This window comes from Gordonia sp. PS3 (assembly GCF_041950545.1).
Classification (GTDB): domain Bacteria; phylum Actinomycetota; class Actinomycetes; order Mycobacteriales; family Mycobacteriaceae; genus Gordonia; species Gordonia sihwensis.
Map to the genome: position 1 here is coordinate 570,763 of NZ_CP169524.1, position 19,934 is coordinate 590,696.

General features: G+C 68.5%; 19 protein-coding genes. 14 read left to right on the forward strand and 5 right to left on the reverse strand.

Translation table 11 applies throughout. The annotated features are described in order from the left end of the window. The first annotated feature begins 35 nt into the window (after positions 1-35). Positions 36-1,568: a lysine--tRNA ligase gene (gene lysS, locus ACE11G_RS02605; protein ID WP_006896196.1), complete on the forward strand. Its 1,533-nt coding sequence runs from the start codon at positions 36-38 to the stop codon at positions 1,566-1,568. Between the two features lie 57 nt (positions 1,569-1,625). Here the strand turns inward: lysS and ACE11G_RS02610 are convergent, their stop codons facing one another. Then, a complete protein-coding gene (locus tag ACE11G_RS02610; RefSeq protein WP_101841655.1) occupies positions 1,626-2,024 on the reverse strand; it encodes a hypothetical protein in 399 nt (132 codons plus the stop codon). A gap of 183 nt (positions 2,025-2,207) precedes the next feature. Continuing rightward, the gene (locus tag ACE11G_RS02615; RefSeq protein WP_006896198.1) at positions 2,208-3,080 is read right to left on the reverse strand and encodes a LuxR C-terminal-related transcriptional regulator; all 873 of its coding nucleotides are present in this window, start codon (positions 3,078-3,080) and stop codon (positions 2,208-2,210) included. Between the two features lie 47 nt (positions 3,081-3,127). Here ACE11G_RS02615 and ACE11G_RS02620 point away from each other — a divergent pair, with 47 nt between their 5' ends. Beyond that, entirely contained in the window at positions 3,128-4,663 is a 1,536-nt protein-coding gene (locus ACE11G_RS02620; protein ID WP_006896199.1) for an AMP-binding protein, read from the forward strand. 60 nt (positions 4,664-4,723) lie between these two features. Then, the gene (locus tag ACE11G_RS02625) at positions 4,724-5,077 is read left to right on the forward strand and encodes a hypothetical protein (protein ID WP_231650100.1); all 354 of its coding nucleotides are present in this window, start codon (positions 4,724-4,726) and stop codon (positions 5,075-5,077) included. 19 nt (positions 5,078-5,096) lie between these two features. On the opposite strand, the gene ACE11G_RS02630 is transcribed toward ACE11G_RS02625, so the two are convergent. Beyond that, positions 5,097-6,641, reverse strand: coding sequence for a FadD3 family acyl-CoA ligase (locus ACE11G_RS02630; RefSeq protein WP_375003581.1), 1,545 nt, complete (start codon positions 6,639-6,641; stop codon positions 5,097-5,099). Positions 6,642-6,683: 42 nt separating this feature from the next. On the opposite strand from ACE11G_RS02630, the gene ACE11G_RS02635 reads away from it, so the two are divergent. The 5 genes from ACE11G_RS02635 to ACE11G_RS02655 all read left to right on the forward strand — a co-directional run bounded on the left by ACE11G_RS02635 (position 6,684) and on the right by ACE11G_RS02655 (position 12,351). Continuing rightward, complete coding sequence (locus tag ACE11G_RS02635; RefSeq protein WP_375003583.1) at positions 6,684-7,952, forward strand: acyl-CoA dehydrogenase family protein; 1,269 nt, start codon at positions 6,684-6,686, stop codon at positions 7,950-7,952. After that, positions 7,949-8,791: an SDR family oxidoreductase gene (locus ACE11G_RS02640; protein WP_222111778.1), complete on the forward strand. Its 843-nt coding sequence runs from the start codon at positions 7,949-7,951 to the stop codon at positions 8,789-8,791. The genes ACE11G_RS02635 and ACE11G_RS02640 overlap by 4 nt, the downstream gene beginning before the upstream one ends. Before the next feature lie 31 nt (positions 8,792-8,822). After that, entirely contained in the window at positions 8,823-9,977 is a 1,155-nt protein-coding gene (locus ACE11G_RS02645; protein WP_006896204.1) for an acetyl-CoA C-acetyltransferase, read from the forward strand. A 156-nt stretch (positions 9,978-10,133) separates the two neighbouring features. Then, positions 10,134-11,645 carry an aldehyde dehydrogenase family protein gene (locus tag ACE11G_RS02650; protein WP_006896205.1) on the forward strand — a complete coding sequence of 504 codons (1,512 nt, stop codon included), beginning with the start codon at positions 10,134-10,136 and terminating at the stop codon, positions 11,643-11,645. Positions 11,646-11,751: 106 nt separating this feature from the next. Next, positions 11,752-12,351: a TetR/AcrR family transcriptional regulator gene (locus ACE11G_RS02655; protein WP_006896206.1), complete on the forward strand. Its 600-nt coding sequence runs from the start codon at positions 11,752-11,754 to the stop codon at positions 12,349-12,351. A 10-nt stretch (positions 12,352-12,361) separates the two neighbouring features. Here the strand turns inward: ACE11G_RS02655 and ACE11G_RS02660 are convergent, their stop codons facing one another. Further along, positions 12,362-13,486 (reverse strand): class I SAM-dependent methyltransferase, encoded by a 1,125-nt coding sequence (locus ACE11G_RS02660; protein WP_006896207.1) that lies wholly within the window; start codon positions 13,484-13,486, stop codon positions 12,362-12,364. A 66-nt stretch (positions 13,487-13,552) separates the two neighbouring features. On the opposite strand from ACE11G_RS02660, the gene ACE11G_RS02665 reads away from it, so the two are divergent. After that, a complete protein-coding gene (locus ACE11G_RS02665; protein WP_375003586.1) occupies positions 13,553-14,779 on the forward strand; it encodes a multidrug effflux MFS transporter in 1,227 nt (408 codons plus the stop codon). Positions 14,780-14,794: 15 nt separating this feature from the next. Here ACE11G_RS02665 and ACE11G_RS02670 read toward each other — a convergent pair whose 3' ends face one another. After that, positions 14,795-15,673, reverse strand: coding sequence for a LysR family transcriptional regulator (locus ACE11G_RS02670; protein ID WP_375003588.1), 879 nt, complete (start codon positions 15,671-15,673; stop codon positions 14,795-14,797). 71 nt (positions 15,674-15,744) lie between these two features. On the opposite strand from ACE11G_RS02670, the gene ACE11G_RS02675 reads away from it, so the two are divergent. The 5 genes from ACE11G_RS02675 (at position 15,745) to ACE11G_RS02695 (ending at position 19,908) form a co-directional block, all read left to right on the forward strand. Next, positions 15,745-16,119: a nuclear transport factor 2 family protein gene (locus ACE11G_RS02675; protein ID WP_062366133.1), complete on the forward strand. Its 375-nt coding sequence runs from the start codon at positions 15,745-15,747 to the stop codon at positions 16,117-16,119. 4 nt (positions 16,120-16,123) lie between these two features. Beyond that, a complete protein-coding gene (locus tag ACE11G_RS02680; protein WP_006896211.1) occupies positions 16,124-16,654 on the forward strand; it encodes an MOSC domain-containing protein in 531 nt (176 codons plus the stop codon). Between the two features lie 109 nt (positions 16,655-16,763). After that, entirely contained in the window at positions 16,764-17,204 is a 441-nt protein-coding gene (locus ACE11G_RS02685; RefSeq protein ID WP_006896212.1) for a VOC family protein, read from the forward strand. A 51-nt stretch (positions 17,205-17,255) separates the two neighbouring features. Further along, positions 17,256-18,227 (forward strand): sigma-70 family RNA polymerase sigma factor, encoded by a 972-nt coding sequence (locus ACE11G_RS02690; protein WP_062366042.1) that lies wholly within the window; start codon positions 17,256-17,258, stop codon positions 18,225-18,227. Between the two features lie 136 nt (positions 18,228-18,363). Further along, on the forward strand, positions 18,364-19,908 hold the full coding sequence (locus ACE11G_RS02695) for a DUF222 domain-containing protein (RefSeq protein ID WP_375003592.1): 1,545 nt from the start codon (positions 18,364-18,366) through the stop codon (positions 19,906-19,908). Positions 19,909-19,934: the final 26 nt, after the last annotated feature.

Below are 19,934 nucleotides of genomic sequence, written 5' to 3' on the forward strand. Positions count from 1 at the left end.
GTCTTGCCCCTGGTGGGCCGCTTAACCTTGGGTGCGTGAGTGACCAGGTTTCCAGCGCGCCGACCACCAAGACCGCAGCCGCCGACCAGACCCCCGAGCAGGTGCGGGTCCGTCAGGAGAAGCGTGAGCGCATCCTCGACGAGGGGCGGCAGGCGTATCCGGTCGCCGTCGCGCGCACGCACAGCCTCGCCGAGATCCGTGCGGAGTACCCGGATTTGGAAGCCGGCACCGAGACAGGGGTCGAGGTGGGCGTCGCCGGCCGCATCATCTTCCTCCGCAACAAGGGCAAGCTCTGTTTCGCGACCCTGCAGGAGGGCGACGGCACGCAGTTGCAGGCGATGGTGAGCTTCAACGGCGTCGGCGAGGAGTCGCTCGCGCGGTGGAAAGCCGACACCGACCTCGGCGACATCGTCTTCGTCCACGGCGAGGTGATCAGTTCCCGCACCGGCGAGCTGTCGATCATGGCCGACTCGTGGGAGATGGCGTCGAAGGCGCTCCGACCGCTGCCGGTGGCGCACAAGGAGATGAACGAGGAGTCGCGCGTCCGCCAGCGGTACGTCGACCTCATCGTCCGTCCCGAGGCGCGGGCCATCGCGCGCACCCGGATCGAGGTGATGGCGCAGCTCCGCAAGTTCCTGACCGACCGCGGCTTCCTCGAGGTCGAGACGCCGATGCTGCAGACGCTGCACGGCGGAGCGGCGGCACGCCCCTTCGTGACCCACTCCAACGCCTTCGACATGGATCTGTACCTGCGTATCGCGCCGGAACTGTTCCTCAAGCGCTGCGTGGTCGGCGGCATCGAACGCGTCTTCGAGGTGAACCGCAACTTCCGCAACGAGGGCGCCGATTCCACGCACTCGCCGGAGTTCGCGATGCTGGAGACCTACCAGGCCTACGGCACCTACGACGACGCCGCCGTGATGACCCGCGAACTCGTCCAGTCGGTGGCGATGGGCGCGCTCGGCACCCTGACGCCGACCATGCCCGACGGCAGCACGTACGACCTCTCCGGCGAGTGGACCTCGCTGTCGATGTACCCGTCGCTGTCGGAGGCCCTCGGCGAGGAGATCGTCCCCGCCCAGACCTCCGTCGAGGAACTGCTGGCTATCGCCGACCGGGTCGGGCTCGAGGTGCCGAAGGACAAGGGCTACGGACACGGCAAGCTGGTGGAGGAGCTCTGGGAGCACCTGGTGGGCTCTCAGCTCGACGAGCCGGTCTTCGTCCGCGACTTCCCGGTGGAGACCTCGCCGCTGGTGCGCTCGCACCGCACGGTCCCCGGCGTGGTCGAGAAGTGGGACCTGTACGTGCGCGGCTTCGAGCTGGCGACCGGCTACTCCGAACTCGTCGACCCGGTGATTCAGCGTGAACGCTTCGTCGACCAGGCGCGGCTGGCCGCGGCCGGCGACGATGAGGCCATGGTCCTCGACGAGGAGTTCCTGGCCGCGATGGAGCACGGCATGCCGCCCACTGCGGGCACCGGCATGGGCATCGACCGGCTGCTGATGGCGCTGACCGGCCTCGGAATCCGCGAGACGGTGCTGTTCCCGCTCGTCAAGCCGATTCAGTAGCGGCAGTCACCGGCCGCCGGGATCGCGTCCCGACCGGCCGGCGACCGACGCACGCGGTCAGCGCTCCATGTAGCTGATCCACGGTTCGTTGGAGACCACACCTCCGTTCGGGCCGGTGATCAGCAACCGGTCGCGGTGCACGTGGTAGGTGTAGCCGTTGTTGTAGGCGTGGAAGCCGTAGCCGTTCTGGGTGGCTCCCCACAGGTCGATGGTGTTCCCGGTGACCTTGCCCTTCCCGCTGTACTCCCAGCCGGTGGGTCCCTGAACCGGGCAGATCGCGACCTGCGACCATGCCGATTCCGCGAGCACCTTCGCCGGGCCGTTGCAGTACGGTCCGTTCGGGAAGCCGTCGGCCGCGGCCTCACCGGCGCTGACCGCTCCGGCTCCGACCGCTACGGATGCGGCGATGGCGACCGCCGCGGCGATCCGTGTCGTGCTGCGAATGGGATTTCGCATCATGACCACTCCTCTCGCAGGTGCAGCGGCAGCGGCCGGGCCGCGGTGTCGTCCTGCGTGTGTCGGTGTATGTCGACCGCTACCCGGAATGTCACGAGGGATCGGCGAACCGTTAGCCCGTCGGTCGGTCGAACGAATGACGCTTCAGTCGCGGTGAACTGCGATTTCACTCACACGGCGCAGTCAGGGGAGGAGACGGATTCGACGGGCGTTGACGACCGCTTCGAAGCGGGAGTTCGCGTCGAGCTTCACCAGCAGCGACTTCACGTGGCCCTTGACCGTGTGCAGTCCGATGCCGAGCCGCGCGGCGATCGCCGGATTGGTGAGCCCCGCGCCGAGGAGACTGAGCACGTCCTGTTCGCGGGCGGTGAGACGGACGGGCAGTTCCTCTGCGGGCGCCTCGCCCGCCAACTGCGCGGCGATCTCCAGCATCCGTGCGCGCACCGAGGCGTCGCCGATGTCGGCCGCGAGGGTCCGCAGTTCGGTGTACGAGGCCTGCACGCGGCTCCGCCACGCGGTCAGCTCACGCTCCTCGTCGTCCGTGCGGATCGCCCCGAGCACCTCGGCCACGGTGAGTTGTTGCTCGACGGCGCGGGCCTCGTCGGTGACGACGTCGAGTGTGGCGTCGAGCTGATCGTGCCGGCTCCGACGCGCCGCATACAGGACTCCGATGTGCTTGCGGCCCACGATGATCGGTGCGGCGACCATCGAATACAGCTGTTCGGCGCGGATGATCGCGTCATAGGTGTGCGTGATCAGCGGCGACTGGACGTAGTCGTGCACAGCGGTGGCCCGGCGCCTCGTCAGGACCCGTCCGCCGAGACCGTGACCGTAGTCGAGCTGGACTCCCCGGAGCGGACCGACCACGTCGCCGTCGAAGTAGCTGAGCTCGACGGCGTGCCCGTCGCCCGAGGCGGCGTCGGGCACCACGCGGCCGGCGAAGGCGAGACTGGCGCCGGTGTGCCGGCGGAGCCGCTCGAGCGGGCGCCGGAGCTGCCGAGCCAGCTCGTCGTGGGGCGCACCCCTCTTCGGAGGGTTGTCGGTGTCACGGGTCACAAGAATGATTGTCCCAAATCATGCCGTCGACACGAGTGGAGAGTCGTATGAATGCAGAGCAGCAGACCCGGGCCTGGCTCGAGGAGTACCGGGCGCCGGACGCGAGTGCGGCCCACTTGCTCTGCGACAGGCACGATCCGGAGGGTGTCGCGTTCACGCTCGTCGAGCCGGACCTGACCTTCGAGTCGATGACCTGGGCCCAGCTCGCCCACGAGTCTCGCGCGATGGCGACCGTGCTGGCCGGGCGGGGCGTGCGGCGCGGAGATCGGGTGCCGGTGCTACTCGGCAAACGTCGTGCGCTGGTGGTGACGCTGCTCGGGCTGTGGCGGCTCGGCGCAGTGCACGTGCCGCTGTTCACCGCCTTCGCGACCGGGGCCATCGAACTGCGGACCGAGGGCTCGGGCGCCCAGTTCGTGATCACGGACGCCTCGCAGCGCGACAAGGTGGATCCGATCGATGCGGTGACGGTCCTCGACGTCGACGAGCTGGTCGCCGAATCGGTCTCGGCCGAGCCGTTGGCCGAGTCGGTCGCCATCGGCGGCGACGCCACGCTGGCGCAGTTGTACACCTCCGGCACCACGGGCAAGCCCAAGGGTGTCCCGGTTCCGCTCTTCAGCCTCGCGGCGTTCCAGACGTATCTGCACTACTCGCTCGACGTGAACGCCGACGATGTGTTCTGGAACGCCGCCGATCCGGGGTGGGCGTACGGCCTCTACTACGCGCTGCTGGCGCCCATGGTGGCGGGCCGGACGAGCCTGCTGCTGAACCAGGGCTTCACCCCTGAGTCGACCGTCGCCGTCATCCGCGAGTTCGGCGTCACCAACTTCGCGGCGGCGCCGACCATCTATCGCGCGATGCGTGCGAGTGCCGACCTCGACGGGATCGTCCTGCGACGGGCGTCGTCGGCGGGGGAGCCGCTGACGCCCGACATCGTGTCGTGGGGAGTCGAGAACCTCGGCTGCGAGGTGCGCGACCACTACGGGCAGACCGAGCTCGGCATGGTGATCGGCAACCACTGGCATCCGGAACTGGCCGAGCCGCTCAAGCCGGGCTCGATGGGGCAGGCGATGCCGGGCTTCACCGGCGGCATCGCCGAAGGGCAGATCGCGCTCGACGTGCAGGCCAGCCCGCTGCTGTGGTTCTCCGGCTACGACGCGGCTCCCGAGAAGACCGCCGAACGATTCACCGCCGACGGCAAGTGGTACCTGACCGCCGACACCGGCAAGGTCGACGACGAGGGCTACTTCTCTTTCACGTCGCGCGACGACGACGTGATCCTGGCCGCCGGCTACCGGATCGGCCCCTTCGACGTCGAGAGCGTCCTCGCGGGCCATCCCGCGGTGAACGAGGTCGCGGTGGTGGGCCGGCCGGATCCGGAGGGGATCCGCGGTGAAGTGGTCGAGGCCTTCGTCGTGCTCTCGGAGGGCTACGCCGCGGGCGACGCTCTCGCGACCGAGCTCAAGAACCTGGTCCGCGACGAGTACTCCAAGCATGCGTATCCGCGGACGGTGCACTTCGTCGACGCGCTCCCCAAGACGCCGAGCGGAAAGATCCAGCGCTTCGTCCTGCGCCGTGAGGGGTGATCACTCGCCGAAGATGGAAACGTACCGGTTGACCGGTTTTGGATGTGGCACAGTTGTCATGTGCAGAATGTCTGGATTCGGACCGGTATCGCCGCGTTGTTCGGATCAGTGGTCGGAGCCATCGCGTCGGTGGGCGGCCTGATCCTGATGGACGACGGGGTCGATCGCTGTCTGCCGGCTCTGCAGGATTCGCATACCGATGCCGCGGCGCGCGGGGCGTGGATCGCGTGGACGGCCTATCTCGCCGTCGTCGTGGTGGGGTCCCTGGCTGCGGTCTCGCTGTCGCAGCGCACGCGGACGTGGGTGATCGTCGGTGTGGTGACACTGATCGCGATGGGCGTCGCCGTCCTCGGGATGCACGACTTCGGCGTCTCGATGTGCGAGACGGAGTTCTCGCGCTCGCAGCGCGGCTGACCGGCCGCGCTGCGAGCGGTCAGTGCATCTCGCGCTTGAGGATCTTGCCCGCGGCGTTGCGGGGGAATGCGTCGACGATCTCGATGACGCGCGGGACCTTGAAGTTCGCGAGGTGCTCGCGAGCGAAGGCGATCACCGCCTCGGGCTCGACCGACGCTCCGGGGCGGACGGTCAGGAAGGCCTTGCCGACCTCGCCGAGGCGCTCGTCGGGGACACCGATGACGGCGGCCTCGGTGACGTCGGGGAACCGTGAGAGCAGTTGTTCAACCTCCGCGGGGTACACGTTGAAACCGCCGCAGATGTACATGTCCTTGAGGCGGTCGGTGATGGTGAGATTGCCGCGGTCGTCGAGGGTGCCGATGTCGCCGGTGTGCAGCCAGCCGTCGGCGTCGATGGTCTCCGCCGTGGCCTCGGGGTTGTCGAGGTAGCCGCGCATCACCATGAGTCCGCGGGTGAGCACCTCGCCCTGCTCCGACAGTGTCACCTCCATGCCCGAGAAGGCGCGGCCGCAGGTCTCGGCGACGGTCTGCGCGTCGTCGTCCGGGCGGCAGGTGGTGATGAATCCGCTCGTCTCGGTCTGGCCGTACGCGGTGATGACGGTGTCGACGCCGAGGTCGGACTGCAGTCGCTCCACCAGCACCACGGGAACGATGGTCGCACCGGTCACGATGAGCCGCAGGCTCGAGAGGTCGAAGTCCGCGCGAGCCGGGTCGTCGAGAATCGTCTGGAAGATGGTCGGGGCGCCGGGGAACACCGTGATCCGCTCGCGTGCGACTGACTCCATGGAGGCGCTCGGCGAGTAGACGGCCAGGGGGAACATCGTGGCGCCGAACAGGATCGACGGCAGAATCCCCGCCTTGTAGCCGAAGGTGTGGAAGTACGGGTTCACCATCAGGTAGCGGTCGGTGTCGCGGAGGCCGCCGTTGTCGCCCCAGGCATGTGATCCGTGCAGCGTCTGGCGGTGCTCAGCCATCACGCCCTTCGGGGCCCCGGTGGTTCCGGAGGTGAACAGGATGTCGGAGAGGTCGTCCTCCCGCACGGCCTCAGCCCTTGCCCGGGCCTGTCGGACGAGGTCGTCGGTCGCGGACTCCAGCAGCGACTCCCACGGCACCGCGCCCGGACTCTCGGCAGCGTCGCCGAGCGGGATCGAGATCACGGTGCGGCCTTCGGGGATCGACGACGACAGCACTTCGCCGAGGCGGTCGATGCCGGCGAACTCACCGGAGACGACGACGACGCTCGCGCCGGAACGGTCGATGATGTCACCGGCCTCGCTTGTGGTGTAGCGAGTGTTCAGCGGGACCAGAACGGCGCCGGCGTACTGAATTCCGAGCGCGGCGATCGGCCAGTGGTGACTGTTGGGCGCCCATACCGCGACCCGGTCGCCGTGTTCGACGCCGAGTCCGATGAGGCCCGCCGCGAACCGCCGGACGCGGTCGGCGAACTGCGGCCAGGTCAGCGAGACGCGCTCGCCCCACTGGTCGTCGACGATCGCGACGCCGTCGGGCCACTGCCTCTCGGCGCGATGCAGGGCGGCGGGAGTGGTGAGCGGATTCGGGAGCATATCCAAAACCTAGCAAATGCTTGGTAGGTTAAGCTAGCGGTCATGACGACGATCAATCTCGCCGATCGCAGCGTCGATCTGGGCGAATGGGCAGCGGCGACGCCGAACGCCGCGGAAGTCTTCGCGGCAGCGGTTCGGGACTGGCTCGAAGCCAATCTCGTCGGCGACTTCGCCGAGCTCCGCGGTCGCGGCGGCCCCGGAAGCGAACACGAGTTCTTCGCCGAGCGGCTGGAGTGGGATCGCCATCTCGCAGCGGCGGGCTGGACGTGCCTCGGCTGGCCGGTGCGCCACGGCGGCCGCGGCGCGACCATCGAGCAGCGCATCATCTTCCACCAGGAGTATGCGCGTGCCAACGCTCCGGCGCGGGTGAACCATCTCGGCGAGGAACTCCTCGGCCCGACGCTCATCGAGTACGGCACACCGGCCCAGCAGGCGCGCTTCCTGCCCGGCATCGTCGACGTGACCGAACTGTGGGCGCAGGGCTACTCGGAACCGGGCGCGGGCAGCGACCTCGCCGGGGTCGCGACCACCGCGGTTCTCGACGACGCGTCCGGCGAGTGGGTGGTCAACGGCCAGAAGATCTGGACCTCGCTGGCGCATCTGTCGCAGTGGGCGTTCGTGATCGCCCGCACGGAGAAGGGCTCGACGCGACACCAGGGACTGAGCTTTCTGCTCGTCCCGCTCGATCAACCGGGCGTCACCATCCGGCCGATCCAGCAGATCACCGGCACCTCCGAGTTCAACGAGGTGTTCTTCGACGACGCGCGCACCAGCGCCGACCTGATCGTCGGCGAACCCGGCGACGGATGGAAGGTCGCGATGGGACTGCTGCAGTTCGAGCGCGGCGTCTCCACACTGGGTCAGCAGGTCGGCTTCCGGAGGGAACTCGACGACATCGTCGCCGTCGCCCGGGCCAACGGGTCGATCGACGATCCGGCCGTCGCCGAACGGCTGCGCCGGGCCAAGGTCGGCCTCACCGTGATGGAGGCCAATGCGCGGCGCACGCTCGCCGGCGACATCGTGTCGGAGGCCGGCGCGGCGTCGGTGACCAAGCTGCTCTGGGGCAACTGGCATCGCGACCTCGGCGAGCTCGCGGTCGCGGTGGTCGGTGCGCCCTCGTTGATCGGTCCGCCCGCCACCACCGAGGGTCGCGCGAACGACATCACCGACCCCGAGAACGTCGAACTCGACGAGTGGCAACGACTTCTGCTCTTCACCCGCGCCGACACGATCTACGGCGGCTCGAACGAAGTGCAGCGCAACATCATCGCCGAGCGAGTGCTCGGCCTTCCCCGAGAGGCACGCGCATGAGTGACACCCGACCCGTCTCGCCGCTGGCGACCGCGCCCGAGGAGGTCGGCGGCCACGGCCTGCTGACGGGCAGAAAGGTGATCGTCACCGCGGCCGCCGGCACCGGTATCGGGTTCTCGACCGCACGTCGGGTCCTGCTCGAAGGCGCCGACGTCCTCGTCTCCGACTTCCATGAGCGCCGCCTCGGCGAGACGGTGGAGAAGCTGTCGGCCGAGTTCCCCGACCAGCAGGTGGCCTCCTTCGTCTGCGACGTCTCGAGCACCGAACAGGTGGATGCGCTGGTCGCCGATGCCGCCGAGCAGTTGGGCCGCATCGACGTCCTGGTCAACAACGCCGGCCTCGGCGGCGAGACACCCGTCGCCGACATGACCGACGAGCAGTGGGACCGCGTCCTCGACATCACGCTGAACAGCACGTTCCGCGCCACGCGCGCCGCACTGCGCTATTTCCGCGACGCGGCGCAGAACGACGCGGCGCAGTCCCGGTCGCCTCGGGGCGGGGTGATCGTGAACAACGCCTCAGTCCTCGGCTGGCGGGCGCAGCGCGGCCAGGCCCACTACGCCGCGGCCAAGGCCGGCGTGATGGCGCTGACCCGCTGTTCGGCCGTCGAGGCCGCCGACTACGGAGTCCGCGTCAATGCGGTCTCGCCCTCGATCGCCAAGCATCCCTTCCTGGCGAAGGTCACCAGCGACGATCTCCTCGATGAACTCGCCGCGCGGGAGGCCTACGGCCGCGCCGCCGAGGTCTGGGAGATCGCGTCGGTGATCGCGATGCTCGCGAGCGACTACACCACGTACATGACCGGTGAGATCGTGTCCGTCTCCAGCCAGCGTGCCTGACCCGACCCCGTGATTCTCTAGGAGCTCTCCCATGACCACTTCCGCTTACATCGTCGACGCGGTCCGCACTCCCGTCGGCAAGCGCAACGGCTCACTCGCCGCCGTCCACCCCGCCGACATGGGCGCACATGTCATCAAGGCGATCGTCGACCGCACCGGCATCGACCCCGAGGTGGTCGATGACGTGGTCTTCGGCTGTGTCGACACCATCGGTCCGCAGGCCGGCAACATCGCACGTACCGCATGGCTCGCGGCCGGACTGCCGCTGGGAGTCCCCGGCACCACCGTCGACCGCCAGTGCGGCTCGAGCCAGCAGGCCATCCACTTCGCCGCACAGGGCGTGATGAGCGGGACGCAGGACGTCGTCATCGCCGGCGGTGTGCAGAACATGAGCGCGATCCCGATCAGCCAGGCGATGATCGCCGGTCAGCCGTTCGGCTTCACCACTCCCACGGCCGAGTCGAAGGGCTGGACGCAGCGCTTCGGCGATCAGGAGATCAGTCAGTTCGTCGGAGCCGACATGATCGCCAAGAAGTGGGACATCAGCAGGCGGGAGATGGAGGAGTTCGCGCTCGCGAGCCATCAGCGCGCCAAGACGGCCATCGCCGAGGGTCGCTTCGACAACGAGTACGTGCCGCTGGGCGACTGCGTGGTCGACGAGTGCCCGCGCGAGACCTCCCTGGAGAAGATGGCCTCGCTCGACGTCCTGGCCGAGGGGTCGCAGCTCACCGCGGCCGTCGCGTCGCAGATCTGCGACGGAGCGTCGGCCACTCTCGTGGTGTCCGAGCAGGCGTTGAAGCAGTACGGTCTCACGGCCCGCGCGCGCATCCACCACATGTCGGTGCGCGGCGACGATCCGGTGATGATGCTCTCGGCGCCGATTCCGGCCACCGAGTACGCGCTGAAGAAGACCGGAATGAGCATCGACGACATCGACGTCGTCGAGATCAACGAGGCCTTCGCGCCCGTCGTCCTCTCGTGGCTCAAGGAGACCGGAGCCGATCCGGCTCGGGTGAATCCGAACGGCGGCGGGATCGCGCTGGGGCATCCGCTCGGCGCGACCGGAGCCAAACTGTTCGCCACCATGCTGAACGAGTTGGAGCGCACCGGCGGCCGATTCGGACTGCAGACCATGTGCGAGGGCGGCGGTACCGCCAATGTCACCATCATCGAGCGCCTCGGCTGAGCCGAGACGGCGCACGGCGACCACTCACCCGGCGCGACAGTCGCTGACCGGCGCCGTACCGCCCGCCCTGTGATTCGCGCCACCCGGTGGCTACACTTGGGATGACTACGAGAATTTGTCTCACAGAACGTCAGTGACTCACGAGTGGAGAGTGGTATGACCAAGCCGGCAGATGTGGCAGTGCGTGCGGGAGACAAGGTGTCGTCCGAGGCGCACACCATGGAAGAACTGGTCGACATCCAGAAGGCCGCATTCCTGCGCGACGGCATTCCGGATGCGAAGACGCGCATCGACCGGATCAATCGCCTGGGCCAGTTGCTGCTCGACCACGCCGACGAGATCACCGCCGCCCTGACCGAGGACTTCGGGTCCCGGCCCGCAGATCTCTCGATCGCGGCCGACGTGGCCGGCTGCATGATCGACCTCGCGCACCAGCGCCGCAGTGCCGAGAAGTGGATGCGTGAGACCAACGTGGCGAAAGTGGCCGGAATGGTCGGATTCACCCAGCGGCTGCGCCGCGACCCGCTGGGTGTCGTCGCGATCATGGGGCCGTGGAACTTCCCGCTGCAGCTGACGATCGTGCCCGCCGCGTCCGCGTTCGCCGCGGGCAACCGTGTCCTCATGAGGCCGTCGTCGATCACCGCGAAGACCACCGACGTCATCGCCCGGGTGGCCCCCGACTACTTCTCGATCGAGGAGCTCGCGGTCATCACCAGCAAGCACGGCGGCGGTTCGGACTTCGCGAAGCTGAAGGTCGACCACATGTTCTTCACCGGTTCGCCGGAGGTCGGTTCGTCGGTGGCGCAGGAGGCCGCGAAGAACCTCGTGCCGGTGACTCTGGAACTCGGCGGCAAGAATCCGGCGATCGTCGACCGCGGCACCGACATCACCAAGGCGGCGCACTTCCTGGCCGACGCCCGCATGATCAACGGCGGCCAGGTGTGCCTGTGTCCCGATTACGTCTTCGTACCCGAGGACAAGGTGGGCGAGTTCACCGACAAGGTGATCGCGCGGTGGACGGCGAACTTCCCGACGATCGTCGGGAACGGCGACTACACCTCCACCATCAACGAGAAGAACTACCAGCGGATCGTCGGCCTCATCGACGACGCGGTCAGCCTCGGCGCCACCAAGCGGCAGGTGGTGCCCGCCGGCGAGGAACTGCCGAACGCGCAGGAGCGCAAGATTCCGCCGACTCTGCTGACCGGAGTGAAGCCCGGAATGAAGATCGAGGACGACGAGGTCTTCGGCCCGGTCTTGACTGTCTACCCGTACCGCGAACTGTCGGAGGCGATCGACAAGATCAACTCGGCGGGTCACCCGCTGACCCTTTACTGGGCCGGGGACGACAACGCGAATCTGCGGACGGTCGCCGACAACACCCGCAGCGGTTCCATCTCCGGCAACGACTTCGGACTGCACATGCTCTCGCAGGGCCTGCCCTTCGGCGGCGTCGGACGGTCGGGCATGGGCAACTACCACGGTGAGTTCGGGTTCAACACGTTCAGTCATGCCCGCGCCGTCACCGTGTCGTCGCTGCCGATCTCCTTCGCCGAGGTCATGACTCCGCCGTTCACCAAGCGGGACGCGCGGATGACCGCGATGCAGATGAAGGTGTGGCGGTTCCTCAACCGTCGCGCGATCAAGAAGTCGAACAAGAAGCGCTGAGCCGGCGGCCGCGCGCGCAACGTGTTCGCGCGCGGCCGTATCCCGGCGACGTTCCCCAGCCAAACAAGCACTTGCTAGGGTGGGGGAAGTCGTACGAGGAGGCACGTTGGCGTCGAAGACATCCACGACCGGACCCACCCGCCGCGACGAACTGCTCGGGATCGCCGGTCAGCTCTTCGCCGAACGCGGGCTCCGCTCGACGACGGTCCGTGACATCGCCGACGCCGCAGGCATCCTGTCCGGCAGCCTGTACCACCATTTCGACTCCAAGGAGTCGATCGTCGACGAGTTGCTCCGGAGCTTCCTCGACGCGTTGTTCGCACGCTATCGGGAGATCACCGAAGCCGGGCTGTCCGCGACAGATACTATCCGTCGGCTCGTGATCGTGTCCTTCGAGGCCATCGACTCCCAGCACACCGCCGTGGCGATCTACCAGAACGAATCCCGGCAACTGATCGGGCAGGAGCGGTTCGACTACATCGCCGAACGGAATGTGGAGTTCCGCGCCCTGTGGGCGGCGGTCCTGCGGCGCGGCGTCGAGGAAGGTGACTTCCGCGAAGACCTCGACGTCGAACTCGTCTATCGGTTCATCCGCGACACGGTCTGGGTGGCGGTGCGCTGGTACCGGCCGGGGGGTGCCAAGACCGTCGAGCAGATCGCCGACCAGTACCTGTCGATCGTGCTCGACGGAATCCTTCCGCGCTGAATCGGGCGGGTCAGCGCGCTACCGACGCGGTGACGGTGAACTTCGGATTCCGCGCGATCTGCCTGGTGGGGCCGACGATCCGTTCGAGTGACCGGCGGTAGCGCAGGTGCGAGTTCCACACGCACCACAGTTCGCCACCGGACCGCAGGGCGCGGGCGGCCTCCGCGAAGAGGTGGTGGGCGATACCCGTCGAGAGAGCGGCGTCGCTGTGGAACGGCGGATTCAGCACCACGAATTCCTCGGTCCCGTCCGGGGTCGTCTCCAGACCGTCGGCCTGAACCGCGAGGACGCGGTCGGCGAGGCCGTTCGCTTCGGCCGTCGCTCGTGCGCTCGCCACCGCGGCGGCCGACCGATCGGTCGCGAGAACGGTGAGTCCGGGCCGCGACCGCGCGAGCGCGGCGCCGACCACGCCGTTGCCGCAGGCGAGGTCCACCGCGGTGGCCGCATCGGGTCGTGCGCCGTCGAGTACCGAGAGCAGGAATCGAGTGCCGACGTCCACGCGGGCTCCGGCGAACACGCCGCCGTGGGCCGCGACGGTGAGACCGAGGTCGCCGTCCCGCCGGGTCTGCGGCCACGAACGGGCTCGTTCGTCGGCGAGCCGGGCGCGCGGTCGGCGGGCGAACAGAACTCGCGACTTCTGCCGGGCGTGGCTGACGTCGACGCGATCGAAGAACTCGCCGAGCACGTCGTTCATCGCGACCGACATGTGCTTGATCCGGCCGCCGGCCACCAAGGTCACGTCCGCGTCGGCGTGGGCGGCGATCAGCGCAGCCACCTCGGCGAGCCGGTCGAGGCCGCGGGGCAGTCGTACCAGCACCACCCGGGCGTCGGCGACGGCGTCGGCGACAGAGGGCAGACTGCGGATGTCCGCACCCGCACCCATCGCCTCGGCGTTGCGCTGCAGAGCGCGTTCGCCGGTGATCAGGTCCTGATGACTGCGGACGTCGGTCGCCCCCGCGTCGACCGCGCCGAGTGCGAGGGCGCCGTAGGCGTCGTCGATCACCGCCACCGTGCCGTCCGGTGCGGCCGCGAGCAGATCGGCCGCCTCGTCCAGGATCAACCGGTCGGCGGCATCGGCTGCGACGAGACCGGGGCCTTCGACGTCGGGGGCACGTCGCAGCAGGGAGAAGTCCACGCCCGCAGGTTACCGGCCCGCGGCGGCGGGTCCGGCATCGCCGGCCGTGGCCGGTAACTTCGACTCATGGCATCGGATACGTCTGACCGGACGTCCCGCCTCGACGGTGCGAGCGCTCCCGGCAGCGGCATCGGTCTGGCGATGCTGCTCAGCCTCGCCCTGCTGTCGGCCATCGCTCCGCTCGCGACGGACATGTATCTGCCCGGACTCCCGCGGGTGGCGGACGATCTTCAGGCGTCGCCGTCGTCGGTTCAGCTCACGCTCACCGCCTTCATGCTCGGGCTGGCGGCGGGGCAATTGCTGGTGGGACCGCTCTCGGACGGACTCGGACGCCGCAGGCCGCTGATCGTCGGTACCGTTCTGCTGGCCGTCGCGGGGCTCGGGTGCGCACTCGCACCGTCGATCATCGTCCTCATCGCCTGCCGCTTCCTGCAAGGAGTCACCGGCGGGATCGGTGTCGTGGTCGCTCGTGCAGTGATCGCGGACCGGACCTCGGGGGACCGCTCGGCGAAACTGTTCAGCGTGATGATGATCATCACCAGCGCGGCGCCGGTGGTCGCGCCGCTGCTCGGCGGAGCGCTGGTGGGGCCGATCGGGTGGCGCGGTGTGTTCTTCGTCCTCGCCGGCCTGGCGGCGGTGATGCTCATGGCCGTCGTCGCCTTCGTCCCCGAGACGCTGCCCGCGCCGCGCAGGCATCCGATCGAGCCGCGGGCGATCGGATGCGGCATCGGGGCGGTTCTCGGCAACCGCCGTTACCTCGGCTACACGTTGACCTTCGGCATCGGGTTCGGTGCGATGTTCGCGTACATCTCGGCCTCGCCGTTCGTGATCCAAGAGGTGATGGGATTCTCGCCCGGGATGTACTCGGTGCTGTTCGCCGTGAACGCGGTGGGCATCGGTATCGCGGGGTGGACCAACAACCGGCTTCTCGGGCGGTTCCGCCCGCACGCCCTGCTCGCCGCGGGAGTGGCCGTGCTCTCGGCTGTGGGCGTCGCGATGCTGGTCGTCGCACTGGCCGTGCCCGGCGTCCACTGGCTGCTGCTCGTGCTGATGTTCTGCCTCACCTCGAGTTTCGGTTTCACTGCGGGCAACGCGACCGCGTTGGCACTCGGCGAGGTCCGGGAGCGCGCGGGCACCGGCTCCGCGGTCCTCGGGTCCCTTCAGTTCACGGTCGGTGCGATCGTCTCGCCTCTGGTCGGTATCGGTGGGGAGGCCAGCGCGACGCCGATGGCGATCGTCGTGTTCGGCTGCACCGTTCTGGCCGCAGGGTCGTTCGCGACTACGATCCGCTGACCGCCGGGTCGCAGATCACTGCGCGGGGGTGAGCCGGCGGGCGAGCGCTGCGGTCATGGCCCGGGCTGCCGCGGAGGGGTCCGGTCGGCGGGCCAGCGAGAGCGACGTCCGCCGCGAGCGCGCCACCGGGATCGCTACCACCCCCGGATGGCCGGCGGCCATCGACGCGGTGAGCAGTCCGACGCCGCTGCCGAGTTCGGCGAGCGCCAGCACCGCGGAGGGCGAATGCGCTGCCACGGCCGGAACGATGGGCACCTGCTCGGCTGCGGCGGTCTCGGCGAGGGCCGCCCGGACACCGGTGCCCTCGGGGAGCGAGAGCACGGTGACGTCGGCGAGTTCCGACAGCGGGACACGGTCGTAGTCGGCCCACGGATGACGGTTCGGAACCACGGCCGCCAACGGCTCGCGAATCAGGGTGCGAGGTCCGAGGGCGGCCGGCAGCGGTGCGGCGTGCGCCACCACCGCGACGTCGAGCCGGCCGAGTTCCAGATCGGCGATCAGCCGGTCGGAGCTGTCCTCGGTGACGGTGACCGAGACGTCGGGGTGGGCACTCCGGAAGTCGGCGAACCCACGCAGGTAGCCGGGGATGGTGCAGCCGATCACGGTGCCCAGCCGAACGTGCCCGCGGACGAGACCGGTGAGCTCGTCAGCGGTGGTCCGGACCGCCTGGACCGCCCGCGCGACTGCGCGCGCGTGGACCAGGATCTCATCGCCTTCCGCGGTCGGGACGACGGTCCGGCCGGAGCGGTCGAGAAGGCGATGCCCGAGTTCCTTCTCCAGCTTGGCGACCTGGGCGCTGACTCCCGATTGGCTGACCAGCAACTCCTCGGCGGCGGCGGTGAACGAGCCGTGGTCGGCGACCGCGACGAGATATCGCAGCTGGTGCAACTCCATAATCAGTGATTCTAGTTCGCAGAAGTACCAGCTGTTGGACGTATACCCGTATGCGGGCGGACAGTGAAGACATGACTGATACATCATCTGCCGTCCCCGCACGCACTCCGCTCCAGATCGCGGAACTCTACGTCGACTGCTGGCGGCGCAAGGACTTCTCCGACCTGCGGCCTCATCTGGCGGATGACTGCGAGTTCGTCGGAGTTCTCGGCACGGCATCCGGACCCGATGAGTTCCTGCAGGGGCTGAACGGCATGGCGGCCGGGACCGACAGCCTCGAGATCCGCAAACGGCTCGCCGACGACACCGACGTCATCACCTGGTTCGATCTCGGCATGGCCGGGGCGCCTCCGACCGCGGTCGCGAACTGGACGCATGTCGAGGCCGGCCTCATCACTCGTGTGAACGTCACCTTCGATCCCCGGGAGATCCTCGCCGTAGGCTGACCGCATGGCCGAAGTCACCGCGATCTGCGTCGTAGCAGCCCTGCATCCGGATCCAGGCAGTGTGGGGACCACGGCCATCGACAAGCGGCCGGTCAGCGGGCCGGTCCGGATCGGCGAATACGGGGCGTTCGCCGATGTGCAGGCCGATCGCAAGCATCACGGCGGCCCGGACAAGGCGCTGTACGTCTATGCGCAGGAGGACGCCGACTACTGGGCGGCCGAGCTCGGCCGGGAGATTCCGCCCGGCTTCTTCGGGGAGAACCTGCGGACGGTCGGAATCGATGTGAACGGTGCGCGGATCGGTGAGCGATGGCGTATCGGCGAGAAGGTGATCGTCGAGGTCACGTCGCCGCGGATCCCCTGTCAGACGTTCGCACGATGGATGGGCGAAGACGGCCGCGGGTGGGTGAAACGATTCGCTCAGGCCCGCCGCGTGGGGCCCTACCTGCGCGTCGTCGAGCGAGGAACGATCACCGCGGGCGATCCGATCGAGGTGCTGACCGTCCCGGACGCCCCCGCGATCCGGGATCTGTGAGCTCTTCGCGGAAATAGATCTCGCGTCGACCGATCAGTTCTGCCGGGCCGGGCTGTCTATCTCTATGACGGCCTCCGAGAGGGACGCCGCAGACTGCAAGGAGACCCCGATGCACAAGATGATCTTCGTGAACCTGCCCGTCGCCGACCTGGACGCGTCCCGGGAGTTCTTCGGGAAGATGGGATACACGTTCGACGACCGCTTCACCGATGAGAACGCCGCCGCGATGGTGCTGGGCGAGACCATCGTCGCGATGCTGCTGCGCCGCGACTTCTACCAGAGTTTCGTGCCCACCAAGCAGATCATCGACGCCACGACCACCAGCGGAGCGATCCTGTGCCTGAGCGCGGAGAGCCGTGAGGAGGTGGACGGCATCGTGAGCAAGGCCCTGGAAGCCGGTGCGACGGCCGGGGACGTGGAAGACCACGGGTTCATGTACGGAAGCTCGTTCTACGATCTCGACGGCCACGGCTGGGAGATCATGTGGATGGATCCGGCCGCGGTGGAGACCGGACCTGAGGCGTACGCCGCGCAGCAGCAGGCGCAGTGACGACCGGGACACCAGTGACCGCTCAGGAGCGGCGGAGGAGTTGACGAGGCGATGACCGACGACCGTGACTTCGAAGCGGCCACCAGTGCCCTGCGCGCCGAGCTTCTCGTGCACTGCTATCACATGCTGGGATCGGCCACCGACGCCGAAGATGTGCTGCAGGACGTGTATCTGCGTGCGTGGCAGGCCTTTCACAGCTTCGAAGGACGGTCGTCGGTCCGCACGTGGATGTATCGGATCGCGACCAACACCTGTCTCAACGCCCTGGAGAGCCGGGCGCGGAGGCCTCTGCCGAGCGGGTTGGGCACCGAGGCCTCCGATCCCCGTGAACCGGTGATCCCGAACCATGAGATCCCGTGGCTGCAGCCGCTGCCGGACGGCGCGCTGGGCGATCCCGCGTCGACGGTGACGGCGCGGGAGTCGGTGGGGCTGGCGATGGTCGCCGCCATGCAGGAGCTTCCGGCGCGTCAGCGCGCGGCGTTGATTCTGCGCGACGTGCTCGCGTTCAGTGCGGCCGAGACCGCCGAAGCACTCGACATGACAGTCGCGGCGGCCAACAGCGCGTTGTCGCGCGCACGCAGGGCGGTCGGCGAGGGCACCCGGCTAGAGGGCCGGCGCGTCGCGGAACTGTCCGACCACGAGCGGCAGGTGTGGGACGAGTTCTGCGCTGCTTTCGAGCGGCACGACATCCCCGGCGTGGTGGACGTGCTCGCCGCCGATGCGGTGTGGGAGATGCCGCCGTTCCCGGGCTGGTATCTCGGCGCCGAGAACATCGGAGTGCTCACCCTCAGCCAGTGCCCGGCCAAGGAAGCCGGCGACATCAGGATGATCAAGACGTCCTGCAACGGGTTGCCGGCGGCCGGGATGTTCATGCGCGACGGCGACGTCTGGCGTCGTTTCCAACTCGATGTCCTGACGATCGTCGACGGTCGGGTGGCGCACGTCGGTGCCTTCTTCGAGCCCGAACTGTTCTCGCTGGCGGGCCTGCCGGAGACGCTGTCGGGCGCCGCTGAGGACCGGTGAGGGTGGGGACTGGCTGAGGCAGATTGGCACATATGATCGATTCCCTAATGTGTTCTGTCATACCCCGTTGGTAGAGTTCTGGTAGGTCAAGAAAACATGGTTTGACCAGCTGAAACACTCGGGGGAGGTGGCAGCGATGACCGATCCGATCACCGATTCGATCGCGACTGTCGTCGCCACCGGTGCGCTGCCGGAGCAGCCCGCCGAACTACTCGCCCTGATCGATGCCGCGGCGGTCAAACTCGCCGAGACCTCCCTGTCACCGGAGACCGAACCGGAACTGCTGGCCCACACACAGACCGCCGAACGCATCCGGCGACGCTGGGACGGCATCTCCGCGGCACTCCTGGTGGAGGTCTCCGACCGCAACGCCCACCGCACCGCCGGCTATCTGAATCCGCACCAATACCTCTCACAGGGCTTGCGGCTGGGGACCCGGGAGGCGGGTCGGCGGTTGCGGATGGCCGAGACCATCGGCGAGTTCTCGAACTTCCAAGGGCAGACCCTGCCTCCGCGGAAGCCTGCGACCGCCGCAGCGGTGGCGGCCGGGACTGTCGGCGCCGAACACGCGTTGGTGATCTCGGCCGTGTTGGCGAAAGTGCCCGGCTGCATCTCGCCGGAAGTCAAAGCCCGTGCCGAAGCCGAACTCGCTCAGGCTGCGGCTGGGTTGAATCCGGATGATCTGGGCAAGGTCGGTGACCGGCTGCTCGCTCACCTGGACCCCGATGGTCAGGAGAGCGATCACGTCGACCGGCAACGCCAACGCGGAATCACGATCCTCCCGCAGGATCGGCAGTTGATGAGCAGAGTCCGCGGCGCGATGACCCCGGAGTTGCGGGCCAAGTTCGAAGTGATCTTGACCGCCTGGGCCGCACCCGGGATGAACAACCCCGCCGACCCCGACTCACCCACCGGAACCATTGACGCCGACGGCATCGACGCCGAGGCTCTGGCGGCGGCGCGGGGCCGGGATCTGCGCAGCGCCGCCCAACGCACACACGACGCACTGCTGGCCCTGTGTGATTACGTTCTCGCCCACGGCGGGCTGGGTGCACCGAGCCGGATACCGGCCGAGTTGGTCATCACCGTCACCGATCAAGAACTCGCCGCCCACGCCGGAATCGCGCTGACCGCGACAGGTAGCCGTGTTCCGATCGGTGAACTCGTGCGGCTCGCTGCCGAGGCTGTGCCGCATCTGGCGGTCTTCCGGAATCACACCAGCGAAGTCCTCTACCAGGGTCGTGGTGCGCGGTGTGCGAGTAGAGCGCAGCGGTTGGCGTTGTTCGCCCGCGACCGCGGTTGCACCGCCCCCGGCTGCGACCGCCCCTTCGCGCAAACTCAGGCCCATCACGCACCGGACTGGATCACCCCGGCCGGACGCACCGACATCGATGCTCTCGGCGCCGCGTGCGGGCGCCACAACCGCGCCGTCGGCACCAACCGCGGCCAATGGGAGACCACCATCCTCCCCGACGGACCCGATGCCGGACGCATGGGCTGGCGACCGGCCACCACCGATCACTCCTGGCGCCTGAACCCCGTCCACCACGCCGGGCAGGCACGGCACCTGCACCCACGGGAGGATCAACAAGTTCCCGTTCCGCATCGCCGCGAGCATCCGCCGCCGGAGGCCGCGGCCCAACCCGATCGCGAGTCCCGGCCGGGACACGCGGCGGCCTGAGCCGTGGTCGCGGAGAGCCTCCCGGT

What these genes read in the sequence shown, in the direction of transcription:
- ACE11G_RS02610 (WP_101841655.1), bottom strand. Translation starts at nt 2,024, where the DNA reads ATGCGAAATCCCATTCGCAGCACGACACGGATCGCCGCGGCGGTCGCC.
- ACE11G_RS02620 (WP_006896199.1), top strand. Translation starts at nt 3,128, where the DNA reads ATGAATGCAGAGCAGCAGACCCGGGCCTGGCTCGAGGAGTACCGGGCG.
- ACE11G_RS02630 (WP_375003581.1), bottom strand. Translation starts at nt 6,641, where the DNA reads ATGCTCCCGAATCCGCTCACCACTCCCGCCGCCCTGCATCGCGCCGAG.
- ACE11G_RS02635 (WP_375003583.1), top strand. Translation starts at nt 6,684, where the DNA reads ATGACGACGATCAATCTCGCCGATCGCAGCGTCGATCTGGGCGAATGG.
- ACE11G_RS02640 (WP_222111778.1), top strand. Translation starts at nt 7,949, where the DNA reads ATGAGTGACACCCGACCCGTCTCGCCGCTGGCGACCGCGCCCGAGGAG.
- ACE11G_RS02645 (WP_006896204.1), top strand. Translation starts at nt 8,823, where the DNA reads ATGACCACTTCCGCTTACATCGTCGACGCGGTCCGCACTCCCGTCGGC.
- ACE11G_RS02650 (WP_006896205.1), top strand. Translation starts at nt 10,134, where the DNA reads ATGACCAAGCCGGCAGATGTGGCAGTGCGTGCGGGAGACAAGGTGTCG.
- ACE11G_RS02665 (WP_375003586.1), top strand. Translation starts at nt 13,553, where the DNA reads ATGGCATCGGATACGTCTGACCGGACGTCCCGCCTCGACGGTGCGAGC.
- ACE11G_RS02670 (WP_375003588.1), bottom strand. Translation starts at nt 15,673, where the DNA reads ATGGAGTTGCACCAGCTGCGATATCTCGTCGCGGTCGCCGACCACGGC.
- ACE11G_RS02675 (WP_062366133.1), top strand. Translation starts at nt 15,745, where the DNA reads ATGACTGATACATCATCTGCCGTCCCCGCACGCACTCCGCTCCAGATC.
- ACE11G_RS02680 (WP_006896211.1), top strand. Translation starts at nt 16,124, where the DNA reads ATGGCCGAAGTCACCGCGATCTGCGTCGTAGCAGCCCTGCATCCGGAT.
- ACE11G_RS02685 (WP_006896212.1), top strand. Translation starts at nt 16,764, where the DNA reads ATGCACAAGATGATCTTCGTGAACCTGCCCGTCGCCGACCTGGACGCG.
- ACE11G_RS02690 (WP_062366042.1), top strand. Translation starts at nt 17,256, where the DNA reads ATGACCGACGACCGTGACTTCGAAGCGGCCACCAGTGCCCTGCGCGCC.
- ACE11G_RS02695 (WP_375003592.1), top strand. Translation starts at nt 18,364, where the DNA reads ATGACCGATCCGATCACCGATTCGATCGCGACTGTCGTCGCCACCGGT.